General features: G+C 69.3%; 25 protein-coding genes and 1 pseudogene. 11 read left to right on the forward strand and 15 right to left on the reverse strand.

Features of this window, described 5'->3' with window-relative positions:
- Positions 1–140 precede the first annotated feature (140 nt).
- The 3 genes from ACWC5C_RS41375 to ACWC5C_RS41385 all read right to left on the reverse strand — a co-directional run bounded on the left by ACWC5C_RS41375 (position 141) and on the right by ACWC5C_RS41385 (position 2,940).
- Positions 141–791 carry a response regulator transcription factor gene (locus tag ACWC5C_RS41375; protein WP_450884401.1) on the reverse strand — a complete coding sequence of 217 codons (651 nt, stop codon included), beginning with the start codon at positions 789–791 and terminating at the stop codon, positions 141–143.
- A complete protein-coding gene (locus ACWC5C_RS41380) occupies positions 779–1,957 on the reverse strand; it encodes a histidine kinase (protein ID WP_450884403.1) in 1,179 nt (392 codons plus the stop codon). Before ACWC5C_RS41380 ends, ACWC5C_RS41375 begins: the two co-directional genes overlap by 13 nt.
- 152 nt (positions 1,958–2,109) lie before the next feature.
- Entirely contained in the window at positions 2,110–2,940 is an 831-nt protein-coding gene (locus ACWC5C_RS41385) for an NADPH-dependent F420 reductase (protein ID WP_450884405.1), read from the reverse strand.
- 13 nt (positions 2,941–2,953) lie between these two features.
- Between ACWC5C_RS41385 and ACWC5C_RS41390 the strand changes: the two genes are divergently transcribed.
- Positions 2,954–3,361 (forward strand): winged helix-turn-helix transcriptional regulator, encoded by a 408-nt coding sequence (locus ACWC5C_RS41390; protein WP_450884407.1) that lies wholly within the window; start codon positions 2,954–2,956, stop codon positions 3,359–3,361.
- A 101-nt stretch (positions 3,362–3,462) separates the two neighbouring features.
- Here the strand turns inward: ACWC5C_RS41390 and ACWC5C_RS41395 are convergent, their stop codons facing one another.
- The gene (locus ACWC5C_RS41395) at positions 3,463–3,894 is read right to left on the reverse strand and encodes a MarR family winged helix-turn-helix transcriptional regulator (protein WP_450884447.1); all 432 of its coding nucleotides are present in this window, start codon (positions 3,892–3,894) and stop codon (positions 3,463–3,465) included.
- A gap of 220 nt (positions 3,895–4,114) precedes the next feature.
- Here ACWC5C_RS41395 and ACWC5C_RS41400 point away from each other — a divergent pair, with 220 nt between their 5' ends.
- Positions 4,115–4,570: a hypothetical protein gene (locus ACWC5C_RS41400; RefSeq protein WP_450884449.1), complete on the forward strand. Its 456-nt coding sequence runs from the start codon at positions 4,115–4,117 to the stop codon at positions 4,568–4,570.
- A 69-nt stretch (positions 4,571–4,639) separates the two neighbouring features.
- Here ACWC5C_RS41400 and ACWC5C_RS41405 read toward each other — a convergent pair.
- The 3 genes and pseudogenes from ACWC5C_RS41405 to ACWC5C_RS41415 all read right to left on the reverse strand — a co-directional run.
- Positions 4,640–5,169: pseudogene (locus ACWC5C_RS41405) on the reverse strand (helix-turn-helix domain-containing protein); the annotation flags it as partial.
- 36 nt (positions 5,170–5,205) lie between these two features.
- On the reverse strand, positions 5,206–5,538 hold the full coding sequence (locus ACWC5C_RS41410) for a glyoxalase superfamily protein (RefSeq protein ID WP_450884409.1): 333 nt from the start codon (positions 5,536–5,538) through the stop codon (positions 5,206–5,208).
- Positions 5,539–5,586: 48 nt separating this feature from the next.
- The gene (locus tag ACWC5C_RS41415; protein WP_450884411.1) at positions 5,587–5,715 is read right to left on the reverse strand and encodes a hypothetical protein; all 129 of its coding nucleotides are present in this window, start codon (positions 5,713–5,715) and stop codon (positions 5,587–5,589) included.
- Here ACWC5C_RS41415 and ACWC5C_RS41420 point away from each other — a divergent pair.
- The 3 genes from ACWC5C_RS41420 to ACWC5C_RS41430 all read left to right on the forward strand — a co-directional run bounded on the left by ACWC5C_RS41420 (position 5,714) and on the right by ACWC5C_RS41430 (position 7,855).
- Positions 5,714–6,091 carry a hypothetical protein gene (locus ACWC5C_RS41420; protein WP_450884413.1) on the forward strand — a complete coding sequence of 126 codons (378 nt, stop codon included), beginning with the start codon at positions 5,714–5,716 and terminating at the stop codon, positions 6,089–6,091. The genes ACWC5C_RS41415 and ACWC5C_RS41420 overlap by 2 nt on opposite strands.
- Before the next feature lie 91 nt (positions 6,092–6,182).
- A complete protein-coding gene (locus tag ACWC5C_RS41425) occupies positions 6,183–7,043 on the forward strand; it encodes an SDR family NAD(P)-dependent oxidoreductase (RefSeq protein WP_450884415.1) in 861 nt (286 codons plus the stop codon).
- Positions 7,044–7,105: 62 nt separating this feature from the next.
- Complete coding sequence (locus tag ACWC5C_RS41430) at positions 7,106–7,855, forward strand: SDR family NAD(P)-dependent oxidoreductase (protein ID WP_450884417.1); 750 nt, start codon at positions 7,106–7,108, stop codon at positions 7,853–7,855.
- Between the two features lie 851 nt (positions 7,856–8,706).
- On the opposite strand, the gene ACWC5C_RS41435 is transcribed toward ACWC5C_RS41430, so the two are convergent.
- From ACWC5C_RS41435 to ACWC5C_RS41465, 7 genes are all read right to left on the reverse strand, one after another.
- On the reverse strand, positions 8,707–9,384 hold the full coding sequence (locus tag ACWC5C_RS41435) for a GntR family transcriptional regulator (RefSeq protein WP_450884419.1): 678 nt from the start codon (positions 9,382–9,384) through the stop codon (positions 8,707–8,709).
- A 206-nt stretch (positions 9,385–9,590) separates the two neighbouring features.
- Positions 9,591–10,022 carry a carboxymuconolactone decarboxylase family protein gene (locus ACWC5C_RS41440; RefSeq protein WP_450884421.1) on the reverse strand — a complete coding sequence of 144 codons (432 nt, stop codon included), beginning with the start codon at positions 10,020–10,022 and terminating at the stop codon, positions 9,591–9,593.
- A gap of 75 nt (positions 10,023–10,097) precedes the next feature.
- Positions 10,098–10,895: an N-acyl homoserine lactonase family protein gene (locus ACWC5C_RS41445; RefSeq protein ID WP_450884423.1), complete on the reverse strand. Its 798-nt coding sequence runs from the start codon at positions 10,893–10,895 to the stop codon at positions 10,098–10,100.
- Positions 10,896–10,907: 12 nt separating this feature from the next.
- The gene (locus ACWC5C_RS41450; RefSeq protein ID WP_450884425.1) at positions 10,908–12,233 is read right to left on the reverse strand and encodes an MFS transporter; all 1,326 of its coding nucleotides are present in this window, start codon (positions 12,231–12,233) and stop codon (positions 10,908–10,910) included.
- Between the two features lies 1 nt (position 12,234).
- Positions 12,235–12,837, reverse strand: coding sequence for a thiamine pyrophosphate-dependent enzyme (locus tag ACWC5C_RS41455; RefSeq protein ID WP_450884427.1), 603 nt, complete (start codon positions 12,835–12,837; stop codon positions 12,235–12,237).
- An 11-nt stretch (positions 12,838–12,848) separates the two neighbouring features.
- On the reverse strand, positions 12,849–13,370 hold the full coding sequence (locus ACWC5C_RS41460) for a thiamine pyrophosphate-binding protein (protein WP_450884429.1): 522 nt from the start codon (positions 13,368–13,370) through the stop codon (positions 12,849–12,851).
- A gap of 202 nt (positions 13,371–13,572) precedes the next feature.
- Positions 13,573–14,328 (reverse strand): SDR family oxidoreductase, encoded by a 756-nt coding sequence (locus tag ACWC5C_RS41465; protein ID WP_450884431.1) that lies wholly within the window; start codon positions 14,326–14,328, stop codon positions 13,573–13,575.
- 354 nt (positions 14,329–14,682) lie between these two features.
- On the opposite strand from ACWC5C_RS41465, the gene ACWC5C_RS41470 reads away from it, so the two are divergent.
- Positions 14,683–15,573, forward strand: a complete 891-nt coding sequence (locus ACWC5C_RS41470) for an NAD(P)-dependent oxidoreductase (protein ID WP_450884433.1) — start codon at positions 14,683–14,685, stop codon at positions 15,571–15,573.
- Between the two features lie 64 nt (positions 15,574–15,637).
- Here ACWC5C_RS41470 and ACWC5C_RS41475 read toward each other — a convergent pair whose 3' ends face one another.
- Complete coding sequence (locus tag ACWC5C_RS41475) at positions 15,638–16,582, reverse strand: LysR family transcriptional regulator (RefSeq protein WP_450884435.1); 945 nt, start codon at positions 16,580–16,582, stop codon at positions 15,638–15,640.
- A 243-nt stretch (positions 16,583–16,825) separates the two neighbouring features.
- On the opposite strand from ACWC5C_RS41475, the gene ACWC5C_RS41480 reads away from it, so the two are divergent.
- The 5 genes from ACWC5C_RS41480 to ACWC5C_RS41500 all read left to right on the forward strand — a co-directional run.
- Positions 16,826–17,572, forward strand: coding sequence for an amino acid ABC transporter ATP-binding protein (locus ACWC5C_RS41480; protein ID WP_450884437.1), 747 nt, complete (start codon positions 16,826–16,828; stop codon positions 17,570–17,572).
- A gap of 84 nt (positions 17,573–17,656) precedes the next feature.
- Positions 17,657–18,550 carry a glutamate ABC transporter substrate-binding protein gene (locus tag ACWC5C_RS41485; RefSeq protein WP_450884439.1) on the forward strand — a complete coding sequence of 298 codons (894 nt, stop codon included), beginning with the start codon at positions 17,657–17,659 and terminating at the stop codon, positions 18,548–18,550.
- A 35-nt stretch (positions 18,551–18,585) separates the two neighbouring features.
- Complete coding sequence (locus tag ACWC5C_RS41490) at positions 18,586–19,236, forward strand: amino acid ABC transporter permease (RefSeq protein ID WP_450884441.1); 651 nt, start codon at positions 18,586–18,588, stop codon at positions 19,234–19,236.
- Positions 19,233–20,195, forward strand: a complete 963-nt coding sequence (locus tag ACWC5C_RS41495; protein WP_450884443.1) for an amino acid ABC transporter permease — start codon at positions 19,233–19,235, stop codon at positions 20,193–20,195. The genes ACWC5C_RS41490 and ACWC5C_RS41495 overlap by 4 nt, the downstream gene beginning before the upstream one ends.
- Positions 20,196–20,235: 40 nt before the next feature.
- The coding region (locus tag ACWC5C_RS41500) for an NAD(P)-dependent oxidoreductase (RefSeq protein ID WP_450884445.1) at positions 20,236–20,645 on the forward strand (410 nt) is incomplete at its 3' end.

The following is a 20,645-nucleotide window of genomic DNA, read 5'->3' on the forward strand; positions in this document are numbered from 1 at the left end:
TCTCACCCCGCTGGTGGACGTGTTCCTCGGACTGCTGCACGACGTCACACACGAACGCACCACCACCTGGCACGAGACCCCCGCAAGCGGCTGACACACTCCGTTTCCGCGTACGGGTTGGACAGGGCCGATCGCCTGGATCAGGGCCTGTCGCTCTTGAGGTAGGCCAATACGGCCAGGACCCGGCGGTGGCCGTTGTCGCTGGGCGGCAGGCCGAGCTTCAGGAAGACGTTGCCGATGTGCTTGCTGACCGAACGTTCCGTGATCACGAGTGTCCCGGCGATCTCGGTGTTGCCGCACCCCTCGGCCATGAGGTGGAGCACCTCGCGTTCCCGGGGAGTGAGGGAGTCCAGCGGCGAGTCGCGGCGGCGGGTCATCAGCTCGGTGACGACCTCGGGATCCAGAGCTGTGCCTCCGGCGGCGACCCGTTCGAGCGAGGTGAGGAATTCCTCCACCCGACCCACGCGGTCCTTGAGCAGGTAGCCGACCCCGCTCGCGCCGCCCGCCAGCAACTCGGCGGCGTACGAGTCCTCCACGTACTGAGAGAGCACGAGAACGGGCAGGCCGGGGACCTCCTTGCGGGCGGCGAGCGCGGCGCGCAGACCCTCGTCGCGGAAGTCGGGAGGCATACGGACGTCGAGGACCGCCGCGTCGGGGCGGTGGGTGAGCAGCGCCGGGAGCACTTCGGGGCCGCTGCCCGCGACCGCGACGACCTCGTGCCCGGCGGAGGTGAGGAGCAGGACGAGCCCCTCGCGCAGCAGGGCGTTGTCCTCGGCGATCACCACGCGCATGGCAGGTCCACTTCGATCACGGTCGGTCCCCCGGCGGGGCTGGTCAGGGCGAACGTACCGTCGATGGCGGCGACCCGGCGGCGCATACCCGTCACCCCAGACCCGCGCGATGCGGCCGGACCGGCCGGGGCGTCCTCGATGCCGCCCCGGCCGTTGTCGCGCACCGACACGTGCAGGCCGTGGCGGGTGCGGGCGAGGCGTACCTCGGCGTGGTCGCCGCCGCTGTGCTTGGCCGCGTTGGTGAGGGCTTCGGCCACGACGAAGTAGGCGGCGGCCTCGACAGCGGCGGGTGCGCGGGGGCTGCCGTCCGCCAGGCCGTCGATGTGCACGGCGACATCGATGCCGCTGCCGGCGGCCAGGGCCCGTACGGCTCCCGCGAGGCCGCGGTCGGTGAGGATGGGCGGATGGATGCCGCGTACGACCTGCCGCAGTTCGGTCAGCGCCTCCTCGGCCTGGTCCTGTGCCTCGTCCAGCAGCCTGCGCCCGGCCGCCGGGTCGTGCTCGTACGCGCGCCGGGCCAGGCCGATGCGCATGGAGAGCGCGACCAGGCGGGCCTGGGCGCCGTCGTGCAGATCCCGTTCGATACGGCGCAGCTCCGAGCCATGGGCCTCGACCGCCTCGGCGCGGGTCGTGGCGAGCTGCCGTACGCGCGCGGCGAGCAGCGCCTTCGGCGCGGGCCTGAGCAGCGTGGCCGACCAGGCGGCGTCGAGATCGGCGAGGCGGCTGATCAGCGGCAGCACGACGGACCGCCGCCCCAGCACACCGCTCCACACCCCGTCGACGACCAGCCCCACCGGCCACAGCACGACGATCGGCAGCGGCAGCAGCCAGCCGTAGCAGTACTGGGCGATCAGCCAGCGCAGATCCCGGTAGGTCCCCGGGTCGTGCAGCACGGCACTCAGCCGCTCCCGCAGTGCGCCGGTGACAGGCACGTACGCCTCGGGGATGTCCCGGCCCGTCCACGACGCGGTCCGGCGGCGCTTGGCCCCGGCGATCCGGCGCACCAACAGCACGGCCTCGGGCAGCACCCCGGCCCCCACCATGGTGAGGCTGGCCGCCACGGCCATCAGCAGGACGGTGATGAAGAGGTACGAGGCGAAGGTCTGGCCCATCGCCACGGCCAGGTGGCGCGTGGCCCGACCCGCCTGCCGCACCGTCTTACCCATGGCCCACAGCGTAGACGGGGCCCGGTGAGTAGCCGGGGGCAGGCACGGGGCTGTGGCCTGGCGGGACGGACATGGGATGTTCCTTACTTGCCGGTGTAGTCCGGTCCAGCACACGGACATGGGCGTCGTGACGGTCCGGCCCGTCGCGGCTGTCAGGCAGAGACCGGAGTGGGGCCGCCCGCCGGTACCGGAACGGCCGAGTCGATCAGCTCTCGCACCCGGGCGGCGGGCACCGGGACTCCAGGCGCCTGGAAGAACCAGCGTCCGCGCTCCTCAGCGCTGCTCAATCCCTCGGGCCACGCCCCCAGATAGGGCTGAACGTGAATCGGCGTGTTGGGCCCGACGCGCCAGCTCTCGGCGAGGGTGCCGGCGTCAACCGCGTCGTAGCCGATCGCGTCCAGGAACTGAATCACCTGCTCCTTCGCCGTGGCGTCGTCACCGGAGACGGCCAAGGCGCTGCGATCGGCAGCCCCTGCCGGGCGAGCGAGCGTGAACAGCCGACAAAAATCGACGTTGCTGAACGTCTTGACCACCCGCGAGTCCGCCAGGTGCCGCTGTACGAGCGCGCTGGACGTCTGGGTGCCCGCGTCCAACTCCGCGATGTCGCCGTCCCGGTAGGGGTAGTAGACCGTCGTGTCGATCACCGTCTTGTCTGCCAGCGCGGCGGCGGGAAGCCGCTCGTACGCCTGGAGCGGGACGGTCGCCACCACCAGGTCACCGGCCTGCGCAGCCTCAACGGGGGTCGCGGCGCGCGCCTGGTCGCCGAGTTCGGCGACCAGGTCGGCGAGTGTCTCGGGGCCGCGGGAGTTACTCAGGACGACGTTCAGCCCGGCGGCGACCGCAAGTCGGGCGACCGCGCTGCCGATGTTGCCGCCGCCGATGAGCCCGAGGATCTTGGTCATGAGTCGATCTCCTTGGTGCCTCGCAGTGAGCTTTGTGCTTACTAAAACATAGTACTTACTATAGAGAAGCACTAGGCCCATCTACCATGACCACATGAGCCGAGGGACCGAGCGCGTTGCCGCGATGAGCGTGTTCGACCCGGACTGCACGTCGCGAGAGGTGTTGGAGCACGCCACAGGCCGGTGGGGCGCCTTGGCCCTCGCCGCCCTCATCGACGGTCCGCTGCGGTTCGCCGAAGTGCGCCGCGGCATCTCCGGGGTTTCCGACCGGATGCTGTGGCAGACCCTCCAGCGCCTGGAGGACGACGGTCTCGTCGCACGCACACCTCACCCGACCATCGCGCGACGGGTGGACTACGAACTCACCGGCCTCGGACGGCCGATCGCCGAGCGCATCTGCGACCTGATCGACGCGATCTACGAGCAGCTGCCCGGCATCGTCGCCCACCAGCGCACCCTTGGCCCGGGCACCACCTCACCTGCGGCAGACCCGCCCGACTGACAGGCCGCACCTGGAGGGCCGGGACACCCACTTCAACCGAACGGCTCCGCGGCGAGGACACGCGGAGCGACGGGACGCCTCGACGGCGCCTCCGCTCCACCTCAGACGGAGGGCCGGACGTCGATGTCGGTCTCGGTGTGCGCGACGAAATCGTCGACAAGCCGGTGGAAGAGCCCGGCGAGCTGCCGCAGCTCCTCGGAGGACCAGTCCGCCAGCGCCGTCTCCATGCCCCGACGGCTCACCTCACGCATGCGCTCCACCGCGGCCAGACCGGCGTCCGTGAGCTGAACAAGCTGGGCTCGCCGGTCATCCGGATCCGGGACACGCGTCACGTACCCGGCCTTCTCCAGCTGCCCCAGCTGCCGGGTGACATGGGATGCCTCCACGGAGAGGCGGGCCGCCAGCATGCCAGGGCGCAGCGGATCACTCTCGGCCATGTTCCGCAGGATCGCCACAGCTGCCCGGTCCAGCGACAGTCCGGCCACGGCCATCAGACGCTCATGCTGCCGGGCCCGGCCCGCCAGGTAGGTAATGCACGCGTCCGGGGCAGCGGCGAGCTGTAATCGCCTGCGCGTCGCAGCCCAACCACAGCGGCTCCCGGATGACGGGGGCCTGTGGGAGTCGGGTTGACCCTCGGCCCCAAGCCTTCCACTCGCCGTAGAGAGGATCGACCGTGACCTCGGACGACAGCGTGCTCTGGCGCCGCTGCGCGCACCTGGGCCGTGTTCTGCTGCCGCTGGTGGACCAGGAGCCGTGGGCGGAGGCTCGTCGCCACGAGGACCTGCGGACCTGCGGACCTGCAGCATCGACACGGTCGAAGGCGAGCACCTGATCGAGGTCTTCGCGGCCCTGGCTGCCGACGCCGTCGCGGCCGAAGCTTCCGTGTCCGCCGCGGAATTCGACGCTCTGCGCCTCAGCGCCGTGGCCGAAGCGGCGACCGGCAAGCGCGACATCGAACTGCTCGCCGGCATCCTGGACACCTTCGCCGACGGCCCTGACGGACAGGCCGTCGACCTCTTCCGCCTGTACGCCTACAAGGGCGGGCAGGCCAGCCGTCGGCTCTTCCAGCTGAGCAGGGAACCCTGCTGCTGTGATCATGGAGATCAAACGCTCTCGCGGGACGCCGGTTGGCTGATGCGGCGGGACTACCTCCCCCGGCCCGGCCATAGCGCCGACCATCGTCGTCACGGAACTTCCTTGCGCTGGTAAGCCCCCTTGGGGCACCTGCCGCAACTAGTACCGCATCAGGCAACGTTCGCCTTGTTCACGACCTCGCGAGTCGGCAATCGCGTAGAGATGCTCGACGCGGGCCTTCTTGGCGGCATACTCCGGGTCGCGGGAGGTCTTCCAGGTCTTTATGCGTTGAAACGACACGCCCTCCTCTCGGAGCAGGATCCGCAGGCCCTCATGGCTGATGTCATCGACCACCCCCTCGGCGACCAGGAAGTCGGCCAGCTTGGCCAGGCCCAGGTCGAAATCGGCAGGCCGTGCTCGACCGGCCTGGACTCGGCGACCTCCTTGATCTCGCGCCGCTCGGGCAGGATGAACGTCCTGGGCCGACCGCCCCTGTACTTCAGGTAGAGCGCCTTGAAGCCGTCGGCGTTGCAATTGTGGATCACATCCCGGACCCGGTCCGCGCTGGTGAAGGTCACCTCGGCGATCTTCGCCACGGGCATGCCCCGCGCGGACAGCAGCACCATCTGTGCTCGCCGCCAGGTCCCCACCGAACCGGTGCCTCTGCGGATGATCCGCAACAGGTGCTTTCCCTCGTCGTCATCGATCTCACGGACGCGTACTCGCCCAGCCACCAGCACAGCTTCCCTGCCGCGTGCTGCCGGCGAGTGTCATTCCGTCGGCGTGCCGATCCGAAGCCGGTTGCCGTCAGGGTCGCGCAGCTCAACCTCACGCGCCCACGGAGCGTCCTCCGCCTGCACACCGAACTCGGCGGCAATGGCCTCGACATCACGAATGCGGAGGTAGACCAACGTGTCGGGGCGGGCGTCGCCCTTGTGCTCCGACAAGAACAACCGCACCCCGCCCCGGGCAACCTCGACGAACGCGGGAAGTCCCGGTTCGAAGCGGTGTTCCCAATGCTTGGCGAAGCCAAGCCGCTCGTACCACGCGACCGCCGCCGCAGCGTCTTCGACGCGAAGAATGGGAATGACTTCCTCGTCCATGGAGCCATCGTCGCAGACCGCCCAGGGCGAACGTTGCCTGATGCGGCACTAGGTGTAGCCCGCTACACCTCCGGTTCGGGAGCCCGCCACCTCGTTGCGGCGCGCGGCGGACGGGATCGTGGTGAGCAGATCGGAGAACACCGGTCCCCACATCCCCCTCGAAGAGGTGCCTTCCATGACTTCGCCCCTTGCCGCCATCAAGTCGTTCGTCGCCGACCTGCTGCTCTGGAGCTTCTTCGCCGGTGGTCTCGGCGCCAGCGTTGGCGCTGGCGCCGTACTCGACGGCACCCAGAAGGACGTGGCCACCATGGCCGGGTCCGTCGTCGCGCTCGTCGCCGGTTCCCGCATCGCCAAGAAGCCGAAGATCAAGGCGTTCCTGTCGAAGCCCGGCACGCTGTGGTTCCTGTTCCTGTTCAACGGCGGTACGGCCGTAGCGATGCACCTCACCATGGACGGCGTGAAGGGGGTCATCGCCACCGCCGCCATGGGGCTGGTCTCGCTCGGCGCGGCCGGAGGGCTCGTCGCGAACCGCCGGACGGCGGCCCGCGTCTGACTGAAGCCCTGTAGTGCTGCGGGATACCTTGGCGGCCCTTTTTAAATCATCTGCTTGACTTAGATCCACAGGCCAAGATTCACTGCGACGAGTGCCCGATCGCGTGGAGCCCCGTGTCGCCAGGGAGGAACGATACGTGAGAACCGGATTGGCCGGCCGGGCCGTTGTGGTCACCGGCGGCAGCGCCAACATCGGTCGCGCCACGGCGTTGGCCTTCGCCGCAGAGGGCGCTCGCGTGGCGATCGTGGGCCGCGACGCGGAGCAGGGGGCATACGTCCGCGACCTGCTCCTGGCGAGCGGCGCTGAAGACGCCTCGTGGTACGACGCCGATGTCACCGACCGGCCGCAGGTTGCTGCCATGGCGGAAGCCGTGGTGCGGCGGTTCGGTGCGATCGACGTACTGGTCAACAACGTCGGTGGCAACACCGGGCTCGACGCGTTCGCGGAGTCCGAACCTGCTGTGTGGGAGAGGGATATCGCCCTCAATCTGACCAGCACGCTCAACTGCACGCACACCGTGCTGCCAGGCATGATCGAGCGCGGTAGTGGGCGGATCGTGAACATCGGCTCCACGGCGGGCATCATCGGTGACCCGCTGCTGGCGGTGTACTCGGCCGCGAAGGGCGCGGTGCACACCTTCACCAAGGTCCTGGCCAAGGAAGTGGGTACCCACGGCATCACGGTCAACGCTGTCGCTCCCTACGGCACGCTGCCGGATGACCCGGAGCTCGACGTCAGCTCGGGCAGCCGCTGGCACCCCGATGGCCTGTTCGCCCGGCTCATGGACACGCGTGCCGAGCAGATGCGTTCGGTCGGCCGCCGTACCCTGCTGGACCGCAGCACCGCCCGCCCCGCCGAGGTCGCGGCCGCAGTGGTCTTCCTTGCCTCGGAAGCCGCCGCCTTCACCACCGGACAGGTGTTGTCGGTCGACGGCGGAACACAAATAGCCTGAATCAGACGCCCAAGGGAAACGGAGCACGCGGCATGGGTGAATTCGCGAGACAGTACGGGCCGGTGGCGCTGATCACCGGGGCTTCCTCGGGGATAGGCCGTTCGTTCGCCACTCAACTGGCCAGCCGCGGACTCGACCTCGTACTCGTCGCCCGTCGCCGCGATCGGCTGGACGAACTTGCCGAGGAGCTGCGGGACGCCCACGGCATCGACGCCACGGTTCTGCCGACTGATCTGGCGGATCCCGCAGCAGCCGGGGAGACCCTGACCGCGGTGGCGCCGCTGGACGTCGGCCTGCTGGTGAGCAACGCCGGGTTCGGCGTGAAGGGGACGTTCGGGGAGGGGGACGCCGAGACGCTCTCGTCCATGCTCATGGTCAACTGCCAGGCACCGACGCAGCTCGCGCACGGCCTCGCCCCGCGGTTGAAGCGACGGGGAGGCGGCGGAGTGATCTTCACCAGCTCGGTCGAAGGACTTGTGGGATGCCCGTACTCGGCCGGTTACTCGGCCACCAAGGCTTACGTGAATGCTCTCGGCGAGGCTCTGTGGGCGGAACTCGGTCCGGTGGGCGTGGACGTGCTGACGCTCTGCCCAGGAGCAACCGATACCGAGGCACCGCGGCTCCAGGGCATCGACCCCGCGACTCTTCAGGATCTGATGTCACCGGACGACGTCGCCCGCTCGGCGCTGGAGCACCTGCGCAACGGCCCCACACACATCCCCAGCGCGTATCACCGGGAACTCTTCGACACTTTGCTGGCGATGCCACGACGCGACGCCCTGACCGCGATGGCCCGCACGATGGGGAAATGAGGAGGCACGCGGCAGGGGGGAAACGGTGGCTTTGTCCACCCGGAGACCGGGCTGGATCCCGTCACGTCGGCGAGCGGTGGGCGCGGTGGCGCTGGCGGCGAACCCCAGGGCGGCGGAGGCGATCATGTAGAGGGCGACGGCGTTGCTCGAGTGATACCGGTCGATGAGGACCGTGGCGACGATCTGAATGGGGGCAGAGGTGATGGTCTGGCCGACCTGATAGGCCAGCGAGGTTCCCGAGTAGCGCACCGCGCCGGGAAGAGTTCGGCGGTGAAGCCCGAGACGACGCCGTATGACGTTCCGTGGAGGACGGGCAGGGCGATCATGAGGGGGACGAAGACGGTGTTGGAAGGGATGTCCAGTTCCTTCGGCCCGTAGCTGACGAAGAAGACGGTGGTGATGCAGAAGGTGATGTTGGGCGCGGAACTGCAGAGCATGCCGTGGACAAGGCTCCGCGTGTGTGAGGTGGTGAGGTCCAGGACCGGGACCCTGGGAGCATCGTCGTTCCCCTTGACCCCCAGTGCCCACTGCGACATATCCCGACATCCGCGACTAAGTCGTCGCGGATTCCGTGCGCCAGCAAGGGCGTTGTTCAGGTGCCAGTCTTGTCAGTGGCGAGCAGCGTGACCGAGTCAGGGCCTCCACCGCGGGGAGCCGAGGCTGCCCACGGCAGGCAGGAAATCGGGGACGTCCGCAACGCCGAAGCCGACCGCAGCCACAACCATTAATCCCAGCCCCACAAAGCGACCACCACACCAAGCTGTGCGCGCCTTATCCCTGCGTGGTCGAAGTTGCGATCCTCGGTCGTCCTGGAAGCGACCGTCATCTCGCCGAGCAGCAGCTCGGCACCTTCAGCTCACGGCCTCTTCGGCCGTGCTCTGCAGGATGTGCATGGCCACTGCCGCGGCGGAGCGGACATGCGCACCGCACGCGGCCCAGGCGGCGTCCGGGTCGCGCCCGCTGACCGCCGCGGTGATCGCGCGCAGCTCACGCAAGGTGTCGGCACCACGCCCCGGGGACTGGAGGGTCATCCCGCGCAGCAGGCTGGTGCGCGCGTGGATGCCCAGCAGTGTCGTACGGGCCACGGGATTGCCGGCGCCGTCGAACAACACGTCGTAGAAGGCGTCCTTGGCGGCGAGGATGCCGGCCAGGTCACCGTCGTTCAGGGCGGACTCGACCGCCTTGAGCCGGCGCTTGAGCGTCGCTCGTTGTGACGGTGTGGCGCGTTCGGCGAAGGACTTCCCGGCGAGGGCCTCAAGCACCTCCCGGACCTCGTAGTGCGCCATCGCGTCTTCGGCCGACAGCGTGGCGACCACTGGTCCTCGGTGGGGCACCAGCTCCACCAGTCCCTCGGACTCCAGCTGCCGCAAAGCCTCCCGTACGACGGTCCTGCTGACTTCGAACCGGTCGCACAGTGCGCGTTCCACCAGCCGCTCGCCCGGCGCGAACTCGGCGCCCACGATGGCCGCGCGGAGCAGGCCCACCACCTGTGTCCGCAACGGCGCGGCTTCTCTGCGCACTGCCGGCATCTCGCCCTCCCTGGTCGACCGTCATACTGTCTCACGGTTCACCATCGACCGGCGTTCCCTTCCCGGTGCCGCGTGCCGACCAACCGTGCACGGATACGCCGCGTCGCGGGGAGCGCGGCGGCCCAGGGCCGAGGGAGGGGCGCATTCACGCGTCGCCTCCGCACGCCATGGCAGTCTCCGGCTCCCCGCCCCGTGTTCGGGAGGTCTCAGCCGTTGCTGCCCGAGCCGCCGTCGTGCACGGACACGGTGGGCTCCAGGCCGGTGGCTCCGACGACCTCCTTCCAGGCGTCGAAGCCGGTCTGGAAGGCGACCACCCCTGCCTCGGGCAGGCTGATCTCGATCGCCTCCAGGATCTCCTCGGGGGAGAGACCCAGGTCGAGGGCCACCCGGATGTGGCTCTGGATGTGGCTCTTCGACGCGCGCATGACGGTGAGGCTGACGATGAAGATCAGCTCCTTCGTCCGGCGGTCGAGCTTGCGCTGGTTGAGGTAGGCGGCACCCACAAGGTTGTTCGCCGCCTGGAGAACCGGGAAGTCGTAGTTGGCCATCACCTTGTGGTAGTCGAGCACATATCCGCGACTGCGGGCCATGTCGTCGATGTATGCCTGGGCGGCGGTGGGGGTGTGTGCGTCGCTCATTCTCTGTCTCCCGTTTCTCGGTTTCTCAGCCCGCGGGGGTGCCGCGGGAAGGGCGGCGGGCATGGCACCCGCCGGTCACACGCTCTGGGCTCCGATGACGCCCACCCAGGTGGGTAGGTCGGCCGGATGGGAGCGGAACCTGTCCTTGGTGGCGGGGTCGTGCCCGGTCACCAGCCGTGCTCCCGTCGCCGCGACGCGGTCGCCGATCAGGTCGTAGGCCCGGTACATGTCGGGCAGGTCGGCGACGGCCGTGAAAGGCATCGCGCGCTCGATCTCCTCGTAGAAGTGGACCGCGTCGGACGCGATGAGCACCGGGCCCTCGGCCGTGGTCGCCTCGACGATGGACTGCCCCGGTGTGTGGCCGCCGACCTCGGTGACGACCACGCCCGGCTGCACCTCGACGCGGCCCTCGAAGGGTCGGAGTCGGCCCTCCTTCTCGATCCGTGCCAGGTCGGCGAGGTCGGACTGCTCGGCGTAATAGCCGAACAGGCGGTGCCCGGCGATCGTGGAGCGCCAGAACTCGACCTCTCGGGTAGCGACGACGACGTCCGCATTTGGGAAGAGGCCGAGGTTGCCGATGTGGTCGTAGTGGGCGTGGGTGATCACCACGGTGCCGACGGACTCCGGCTCCACGCCCAGGGCCCGCAGGGCGTCCCCGGGGTCGACGATCGTGGTACGCCCCCGTGCGTCACCGGCCTGGCGTGAGAAGCCGCAGTCGATGACCACGGCACCGTCGGGCCCGGTGGCCACCCAGAAGAAGTAGTCGATGTCCATCGGGGCGTCGGGCTCCCCGTACAGCCCGTAGTTGAGGAAGTGGTCGCTCCGGGTGGCCTCGCGCGTTCCGTAGCGGACGATGAACAGCTGCTCGGGCACGCTCACTCCGTCTCAGTTCTTGTCGGTGCTGTGCTTGTGGCCCTGTTCGAAGACCCCGCCGAGCACGACGAGGGCGCCGAGGCCGACCAGGATGATCGACACACCGACCGTGGAGTTCGTCGGTGACGCGGTGACCAGGCCCAGTGCCGCCAGCGGGACCACACCGCCGGCGAGGGCGGCGCCGAGTTCGCGGGCGGTACCCACGCCCGTCGACCGCACTTCGGTCGGGAACTGGCGGCTCAGCAGCGCCCCCTGCGCGGCGAACATCATCGGGCTGACGACACCGGCACCGAGGCCGATCCCGAGGACGATCGCCCATGTGTGCCCGTCTTCGAGGAGCCAGAGGAACGGGAAGGCGAACGCGATGGACAGCACACCGCCGATGACGTTGACCCGCTTGCTGCTGATGGCGTCGCTCAGCCGCCCGAAGAACGGGATGACGACGATTGCGATCAGTGCCGCTATCAGCACCGCGGTGGAACTCGCGTTGGCGCCGACGTCCTCGAACTCCGTGAGGTAGGCGACCGAGAACGTCTTGTAGATGTAGGTGAGCGCGCTGTAGCCGAGCGCGATCACGAAGACGACGAGCGTGGCCCGCCAATGGCCACGCAGCACGTCGGCGAAGCGCACGCGCCGTGCCTTCTGCTTCTCCGCCTCGTAGGCGGGCGTCTCGGGCACGATCCGCCGGATCCACACGCCTACGCCGACGAGCACGATGCTCAGGATGAACGGGATGCGCCAGCCGCCGGCGAGGAGGAACTCGTCGCCGTTGACCGTCAGCAGCGTGACGCTCAACGACGAAAGCACGACTCCGATGTTGAGGCCGAGCGCGGGCCACGCGCCCTGCGAGCCACGTCGTCCGGGGCGGGCGTGCTCGTAGGACACGACGGCGGCGCCCGCGAACTCGGCTCCCGCGCCCATCCCCTGCACGATGCGGAGTACGACGAGCAGGATGGGTGCCCAGATACCGATCTGGGCGTATCCCGGGAGAAGGCCGATGGCCGCCGTTGCGGCCCCCATCATCGTGAAGGTGACCACGAGCATGTTCTTGCGCCCGATCCGGTCGCCGAGCCGCCCGAAGACGATGCCCCCGATCGGTCTGGCGATGAATCCGATGGCGAAGGTCGCGAACGACTGCAAGCTCGCCACCTGGCTGTCGCCGCTGGGAAAGAACACCTTCCCGAACACGATGGACGCCATCGTGGCGTAGAGGTAGAAGTCGAACCACTCGACCGTGGTTCCGACGATTGCCGCCGTCGCGACCCGGCGAATCCGCTTGCGCTCGTCCCCGGGCGTCTCCTGCGGAGTGCCGGCGACGGCCGTGTCCTGGACATCCACGTCAGTACCTCGTTGTCTGTCGCGAGTGGGACACGCGATCCGCGAGCACGTGGTCGCGGAACATGTCGCGCAACCGCACGCCGTCACGTTCGATGACCACATCGGCAGCGGGGCCGGCGTCGGCCTTCACCACCACGAGAGCCGCGTCGCCGGGCTGGAGGACGAGCTCCCGGGCGGTGGGAATGTCGTCGTGCGTGCGTACCGTCGCGGTGCGGCGGATGCCGAAGCCGCGGGCGACGGCTTCGAGGTCGGTCACCGTGCTCGTGGCGGTGACCTGGTTTCCCGTGAGGCCGTACCGCCCGTTGTCGACGACGATGATGCGGAGGTTTCGCGGGTTCTGCATGGCGATCGTCGCGAGGGTGCCGACGTTCATGAGGAGTTCGCCATCGCCGGTGACGACGACGGCCTCCCGCTCCGGGCGGGCCAGCGCAAGCCCGAGGCCGACGGACGTGGCCGCTCCCATAGCCCCGTCGAGCAGGAAAACACGCGGGTGATGGCCGGTCAGGTGGGCGAGGTCGTTGGCCGCGCTGCCGAGCCCGGTGACGACCAGGCGGTCGTCGGTGTCCTCCAGCAGCGCGCCCAGCGCCTTCGTACGGTGCAGCATGGGTGTTTCCCCTAGAACTTCTTGGCGCCGAGCAGGCGCTGGGTGAGCAGGACGGCCACCGGACGACCAGCGCGGTGAACGCTGCCGAGGGCGGCCTCGACCGTGGGCACGACATCGTCGGGGGTGTCGGTGCGCATGGTGATGACGCCGAGCGCCTCCAGAGTCGGTTCGACCGCCCGCCCCATGGCGAACTGCCAGGGGTTCTGCTCCCCGTGGTCACCGCGCATCGTCACCAGCGTGAGGAACGGGATCTGGCAGTGCTGGATCAGCGAGAGGAAGTTGATGGTGTTCCCGACGCCGCTGGACTGCATCAGCAGAACACCGTGCTCGCCGCCCAGATAGGCGCCGGCCACCACGCCCACGCCCTCCTCCTCGGTCGTGAGCGGTATGGCGTGCACTTCGTCGTCGGCGATCGCGGAATCGATCAGGTGGCGGTGACCGGCGTCCGGCACGAACGCGAACTGCGTGATGTCGTGCTGCCGCAGAAGCCGGTACAGGTCTTCCTGCCAGGTCGTCTGGCCCGTCGCGCTCATCCGCGGCACGCCCCGTGGCCGTGACCGCCCGGCAGGCGGCCTGCGCGGGTGCGCGGCCTCGGTTCGGGCTGATTCTTCATGGGCTTCTCCCTCATAGGTGTTTTCACGCGTGTCTCGGTATGTGGGCACGCGTGTCTTTCGTGTGCGTTCCGGCCGATGGAGCCGTGCGGTGGGGTGCGTTGCGGCGACGGCGGCCGAGGGATCACCAGGCGGATGTGCCGCCGTCGACCGTGAGGATCGACCCGGTGGCGAACGAAGACCGCGGTGACGCGAGCCAGGCGATGGCCTCCGCGATCTCCTCCGGCTCGCCCATCCGGCCCATGGGGGCGCGCCCGTTCAACTCGTCGCGCAGCGCCTGCGGGTTGTCCGCCGCGGCGGTCATCTTCGCGAAGTACGGCGAGTCGACCGTCCCCGGCGCCACCGCGTTGACGCGCACGCCGTCCGCGGCATGGTCCAGGGCCAGGGCGCGGGTGAGGGCCGTAACGGCTCCCTTGGAGGCGACGTATGCGGCACGGTCGGGGATGCCTACCAGCGACGTGTACGACGACGTGTTCACGATGCGGCCCGCCCCGGAGGCGGTGAGGTGCGGCAGCGCGTACTTCGTGACCAGGAAGACGCCCTTGACGTTGACCGCGAACAGCCGGTCCCAGTCCTCCTCCGCGATGGTCGCGACAGTGCCGCGGAAGCCGAAGCCGGCGTTGTTGACGAGAACGTCGATGCGCCCGAAGTGCTGGACGGTGCGCTCGACCAGCTCCCGCACCGACGCGGCGTCGGAGACATCCGCCTGGACCGGCAGAGCGCCCTCGCCGAGCGCGGCGGCGACCTCCGCGGCGGCCGCACCGTTCACATCCGCCACGACGACACGCGCGCCACGGCTGTGCAGAAGCGTCGCCGCCGCCCGTCCGATGCCGCTCCCGCTTCCGGTGATGACAACGACATCACCGTCGAACTCACTCATCAATGCTGCCCTTCACACAGGGGATTTCGGGCCGGGACGACAGGCTGGGTCACTGCCGTCGGCGTCACGGGCAGGCCACTGGCCGCCCGGATTCGTAAGACCGTAATACGGGATGCCTGTCTGCTCAAGACCCCCGGCACGCCCCGCCGCGCCGGGATCTTGTGCCGGGTGATGACAGGTGCGCACGCTGAACTTCCGTAATACAGTCATACGCTCGACCCGGCGGCACTCGGCCCGAAGGCCCGTCAGCCGACGCATCAGACGCGGCAGCCGACGCGCGAGGAGATCACTCACGCCCGCGGTCGACCGGCAGCAATCGCTGAAGGTTTTCCTGCTATCCGCCTTGGAGCAGACATGAGCACACTCTTCATCGGACTTGGCGCAATGGGAGCGCCGATGGCGGCCAACCTGGCGCGGGGCCCCGAACCGGTCGTGGTCTTCGACGTGGACGTCAAGGCCGCACACCGCGTCGCCGAGTCGGCCGACGTCCTGGTCGCCGAGTCGCTCGACCCGCTCCCCGACGGTGTCTCGACGCTCCTTCTCATGGTGCCCAGCAGCCGCATCGTCGAAGACCTGCTCACTGGGGAAGCCGCGCTCCTGAACCGCCTGCCGACAGGCGGTCTCATCATCGACATGAGTTCGTCCGAGCCGTCGAGCACGCGTCAGCTCGCCAAGAAGGCGGCGCAGCGCGGCATCGCGTATGTCGACGCGCCGGTCTCCGGTGGCGTCCCTCGCGCCAAGACCGGAGAGCTGGCCATCATGGCAGGTGGGGACGTGGCCGCCGTCGAGCGCTCGACGCCACTGCTGGAACTGGTCGGCGCAAGCATCCACCACGTCGGTGGTCCTGGTACGGGTGACGCCGCCAAGGCGCTCAACAACCTGCTCTCGGCGACGAACATCGCGGCCGCTGCCGAGATCCTCAGCGCCGCGAACCGTTTCGGGATCGAACCGGCCGCGATGCTGGCGGTGATCAACGCATCCACCGGCCGCAGCCAGGCGTCCGAGTTCAAGTACCCGCGCCATGTGCTCAGCGGCAAGTTCGACTCGGGCTTCGCCATGGACCTGATGCTCAAGGACCTCGGCATCGCCCACGGCCTCACCTCGGGCGCCGGTCTGGATACGCCCGTGACCGACGCGGCGCGGGTGGTGGCGCTGGCCTCGCGCGACCACGCGAACACGCCGCCGGACCACACCGAGATCGCCCGCTACTACGAAGCGAAGAACAACGTCCTGCTGCGTGAGTGACGACGCACGCCCGCAGACCGAGGGCCTGCCGTGGCATCACGCGGCGGGCGCGCCCGGTCCCTCATCAGGCCCCGAGCGGCTGGGTCTCCCACATCTCACGGATGTCGTCGCCGACTTCTTTCAGCAGGCCGACGAGGACATCGGCCAGCGGGAACAGGGTGGTGTCGGCCGGGGTGACGGCGTAGATGTGTCGCTCCAGACGCGGTTCGACGAGGTCCCTGTGGACCGCGCCCAGCGTGGGCGCGACGGAGAGCCGGGAAAGCATCGCCACGCCGATGCCGGTGCCCACGAGGGACTGGGCCACGTAGTAGTTCTCCGACTCGAAGGCGACCCTCGGCTTGAATCCGGCCGCCACCGTCGCCTCGTCGAACTGACGCCTGGCCGGAAGGCCGGTGGTGATGGCGATCCAGGGCTGGTCGCCGAGTTGCCGCAAGCTCAGCCCGCCGGGCTCCGCCCCTCCCCGCACGACCGGGTGATCGTCGGGCAGGCACAGGACCATCGGGTCGGCCAGCAGCCAGTGGGAGCGCAGGCCCGGGGGCAGCACGAGCTCGGGCTCGTAGCAGGCGACGATCGCCAGATCGAGTTCGCCCGAGGCGACGAGGCCGGGCCCCTGCGGAGAGTTGATCTCGGAGATGTTGAGGTCGGCGTCGGCCTGCCGGTGACGCAGTGCGGTCAGCGCGGGGGGCAGCACATGCTGGGCCGCGGCCTGGAAGGTCCCGACCCGCAGCCGACGCGCCAGTACGCCGAGGAGCGAGGAAACGGTGTCGGCGACCCGTGCGCACTGTTCACCGATGGCCTCACCCGCGTCGGCCAGCGCATCGGCCGGCGGGGTGAGGCGGGCGCCCTTCGGCCCGCGCACCACCAGCGGAATCTTCCAGTCGCGCTCCGCCCGGGCGAGCTGGCCCGTCACGGCGGCCGGGCTGAGCCCCAGCTCGCGCGCCGCTTTGGCCAAGGAGCCGTGCCGTCGGATCAGTGCCAGCATGACCAGCTGCGCCGGGTCGATCTGCATTAAGACATCTTAACGCTCCACTCCAGATCTCCGACTTCTCCGGATGCCGCCGGAGCCGCACCCTGTTCGGCAACACATCGCACGAGACCTGCGGCGATTCCCGGCCCCATCCCCGGCCGGACCCCCGCAGGACTCCGCGCCCCTCTCCCCGGCCCGACTCCGTCCGGTACCCCGGCGCGGTCCGAGAGTCCGAGACCGCAGTTCGCCCCTCCCCTCCCATCGCTCCCCCACGGAGGCACCGCCATGAGTCCCACCGCCGAACTCGTTGTCATGAACGGGCTCAACAAACACTTCGGCGATCTGCATGTGCTCAAGGACATCGACCTCACGGTGCGCAGGGGTGAGGTCGTCGTCGTCATCGGTCCGTCGGGATCCGGAAAGTCCACGCTGTGCCGCACGGTCAACCGGCTGGAGACCTTCGACACCGGCACCGTGACCATCGACGGTCAGCCCCTGCCGGACGAAGGCCGCGACCTCGCACGCCTGCGCGCCGATGTGGGCATGGTCTTCCAGTCGTTCAACCTCTTCGCACACAAGACCGTGCTGGAGAACGTGATGCTCGGACCGCTGAAGGTCCGGGGGCACGGCAGGGCGGAGGCCGAGAATCGCGCCCGTGCCCTGCTCCACCGGGTCGGCGTCGCGAGCCAGGCCGACAAGTATCCCGCCCAGCTCTCGGGCGGCCAGCAGCAGCGGGTCGCGATCGCCCGCGCGCTGGCCATGGACCCGAAGGTGATGCTTTTCGACGAGCCCACCTCGGCACTCGACCCGGAGATGGTCAACGAGGTGCTGGAGGTCATGCAGCGGCTCGCCCGCGACGGCATGACCATGATCGTCGTCACCCATGAGATGGGCTTCGCCCGCCGGGCCGCCGACCGGGTGGTGTTCATGACCGACGGCGAGATCGTCGAGTCGGCGGCCCCCGACTCGTTCTTCGACGCACCGCGTTCCGCGCGGGCGAAGGACTTCCTGTCCAAGATCCTCAGCCACTGACACCCCACGCCGCACCTCGCGCGAACCCTTCCCTCCCCCAGCGGCACCACCGTGCCAACTCTCCTGCGCCACCTAGGACTTCGTATGAGACTTCACCGCGCCACTCCCGCCGTCGCCGGCCTCGCCGCCCTCACCCTCACCCTTGCCGCCTGCGGCGGTGGTGGCGACGCCGACGCACCGGCGAAGGTCGCCGACGCTCCCAGCTTCCCGGCCGGCACCACCATGGCGAAGATCGCCAAGGCGGGCACGCTGCGCGCGGGCGTCAAGTTCGACCAGCCCGGCTTCGGCATGACGGGACTGTCCGAGACCCCGCAGGGCTTCGATGTCGAGATCACCAAGATCATCGCGGCGAAGCTCGGCATCGCTCCCGACCACATCAAGTACACCGAGACCCCCACCGGCGTCCGCGAGGAGGTCCTCGGCAGGGGCGAGGTCGACCTGGTGACCGCGACTTACACCATCAACGACGAGCGCAAGAAGCGCGTCTCCTTCGCCGGCCCCTACTACGAGGCCGGCCAGCGGCTGATGGTGAAGAAGGGCAACGACACCATCACCGGGCCGGACTCCCTCGCGAAGGCCAAGGCCAAGGTGTGCACGGCCACGGGGTCCACCCCGTCCGAGAACATCAAGAAGTATCTCTCCGGCAGTGACCGCCTGGTGCTCTTCGATGTCATGAGCAAGTGCGCCGACGCCCTGCGCACCGGCCAGGTGGACGCGGTCACCACGGACGACGTCATCCTCATGGGCCTGGCCGGCGACTCGAACGGCGCCTTCAAGGTCGTAGGACCCAAGTTCAGCAAGGAGCCCTACGGGATCGGCATCGCCAAGGGCGACACGAAGTTCTGCCGGTTCATCGACGAGACGCTGGCGGAGGCGGCCAAGTCCGGTGCCTACCAGAAGGCGTGGAAGGACACCGCCGGGAAGCTCGACCACAGCCAGCCGGCCCCCACCCTCCCCAAGGCCGACGCCTGTAGCTGATCCCCTTCCCACCCACCACGAAGGAGGCGTCGCGCATGGACGCCATCACCGGCAACCTGGGCCTGTTCGGCACCGGATTGCTTCGATCCCTCGGCATCGCGGCATGGGGCCTGGCCGGCTCGCTGACCCTCGGAGTCGCCCTGGCGGCCCTGCGCGTCTCCCCCATCCCGCCGCTGCGCGCGTTCGCCGGCAACTACGTCACGGTCCTGCGGAACACCCCACTGACCATCGTCCTGTTCTTCATGGCCTTCGGCCTGCCCGAACTGGGCTTCCATTCCTCGTACTACGCCCTGGCGGTCACCGGACTGGTGCTCTACAGCGCCGCCTTCGTCTGCGAGGCCGTGCGCTCCGGCATCAACGCCGTCCCCACCGGCCAGGCCGAGGCGGCCCGTTCCCTCGGGCTGACCTTCCGCCAGAGCCTGACCACAGTCGTACTGCCGCAGGCCGTGCGCACCGTGGTCGCCCCACTCGGGGGCGTCCTGATCTCCATGTGCAAGAACTCCGCGGTCGTCGGCGCCTTCGGCGTGGGCCGCGACCTGTTCAGCGTCAGCGCCACCCTCACCAGCGCCCAGGGCCACGCGAACCTGCCCGTACTCATCGGCGTCACGGCCGGCTACCTGGCGATGACCTTGCCCGCCGCGCTGTTCTTCCACACCGTCGAGCGAAAGGTGGCGATCGTCCGATGAAGGCCGCCCCGAGCGTCCTGTACGACGAGCCCGGGCCGAGGGCCCGGCGGCGCATCCGCCAGGGCAGTGCCCTCGCCTACGCCCTGCTGCTCGCCCTCCTCGTCGCGGCCGTCGTGCGCCTGGCCGACGCTGGGCAGTTCGCCGCGGAGAAGTGGGATCCGCTGATCTCTCCCGGCGACGAGAACTTCGACGCCCTGTGGAACGTCCTGGGCACGGGGCTTCAGCGCACCCTCGTCGCGGCGGCATTGGCCATCTGCTGCTCCCTGGTCGTCGGGACCGCGGTCGGCGTCCTCGGGCTCAGCCTCGGTCGCCTCGCACGGATACCGCTGGTCGGTGCCATGGAGGTGGTCCGCGGCATTCCCGTGGTCATCACCATCTACTTCGCCTCCCGCGTCCTGCCCGACCTCGGCCTGACCTTCGCCGACGCACCCGGCGGTCGCTTCCTGTGGTACCTGGTCATCGGTCTGACCGCCTACAACTCGGTGATCATCGCCGAACTCGTCAGGACCGGTGTCGCCTCACTGCCCCGAGGGCAGCGGGAAGCCGCGCTGGCCATCGGCCTCACCCGGTGGCAGAGTCTGCGCCTGATCCAGCTGCCCCAGGCGTTCCGGGTGATGCTGCCGTCCCTCATCAGCCAGTTGGTGGTCGTCCTCAAGGACACCTCACTGGCCGCCCTGATCCTCGGCCAGTACCAGGAGCTGCTCCGCGCCTCCAACCTGGCGGCGCAGCAGCTCAACAACCCCATCCCGATGTTCCTCGTGACGGGGGCGATCTACGTGGCCATCAACTGGCTGCTGTCCAGGCTCGCCGAGTACGTCGAGCACCGGGACAGCCGACCGGAGCGCAGGCGGCGCTCCGCCACTCCCCCGGCCGAGAGCGCACGGAGCTCCGCCACCGGGGAGCCGCGGACACCGGCTCAGCCCGGCGAACCCACCCGGGCCACCCCGACACCTCGTTGACCGGATACCTGACATCCGGAAATCCATGAAAGGACCACCGATGCATATCGGTTTCATTGGGCTGGGCAAGATGGGCGCCGGCATGGCGCGCAACCTCAGCGCCCGTTTCACGGTCACGGTGTACGACACCCGGCCGGAAGCCGTGAAGGAGCTGGTCACGGCGGGAGCCCGGGCCGCGGGATCGGCCGCCGGGGCAGCCGAGGGCGCGGACATCGTGGTGACCATGCTGCCCGGCCCGCAGGAGATCGAGTCGGTCATGCTCGGGGACGAGAGGGCCGCCGCAGCCCTGGGGCCCGGCGCGATCTGGATCGACGCGTCCAGCAGCAGCCTCGACACGATGGAACAAGTCAAGAAGGCGCACCCCGACGCAGGGTGGACGGCCCTGGACGCGCCGGTCACCGGCGGTGTACCGGGTGCTCAGGCCGGCACTCTCCAGTTCTTCGTCGGCGG

The sequence above is a fragment of the Streptomyces sp. NPDC001700 genome (assembly GCF_053596435.1).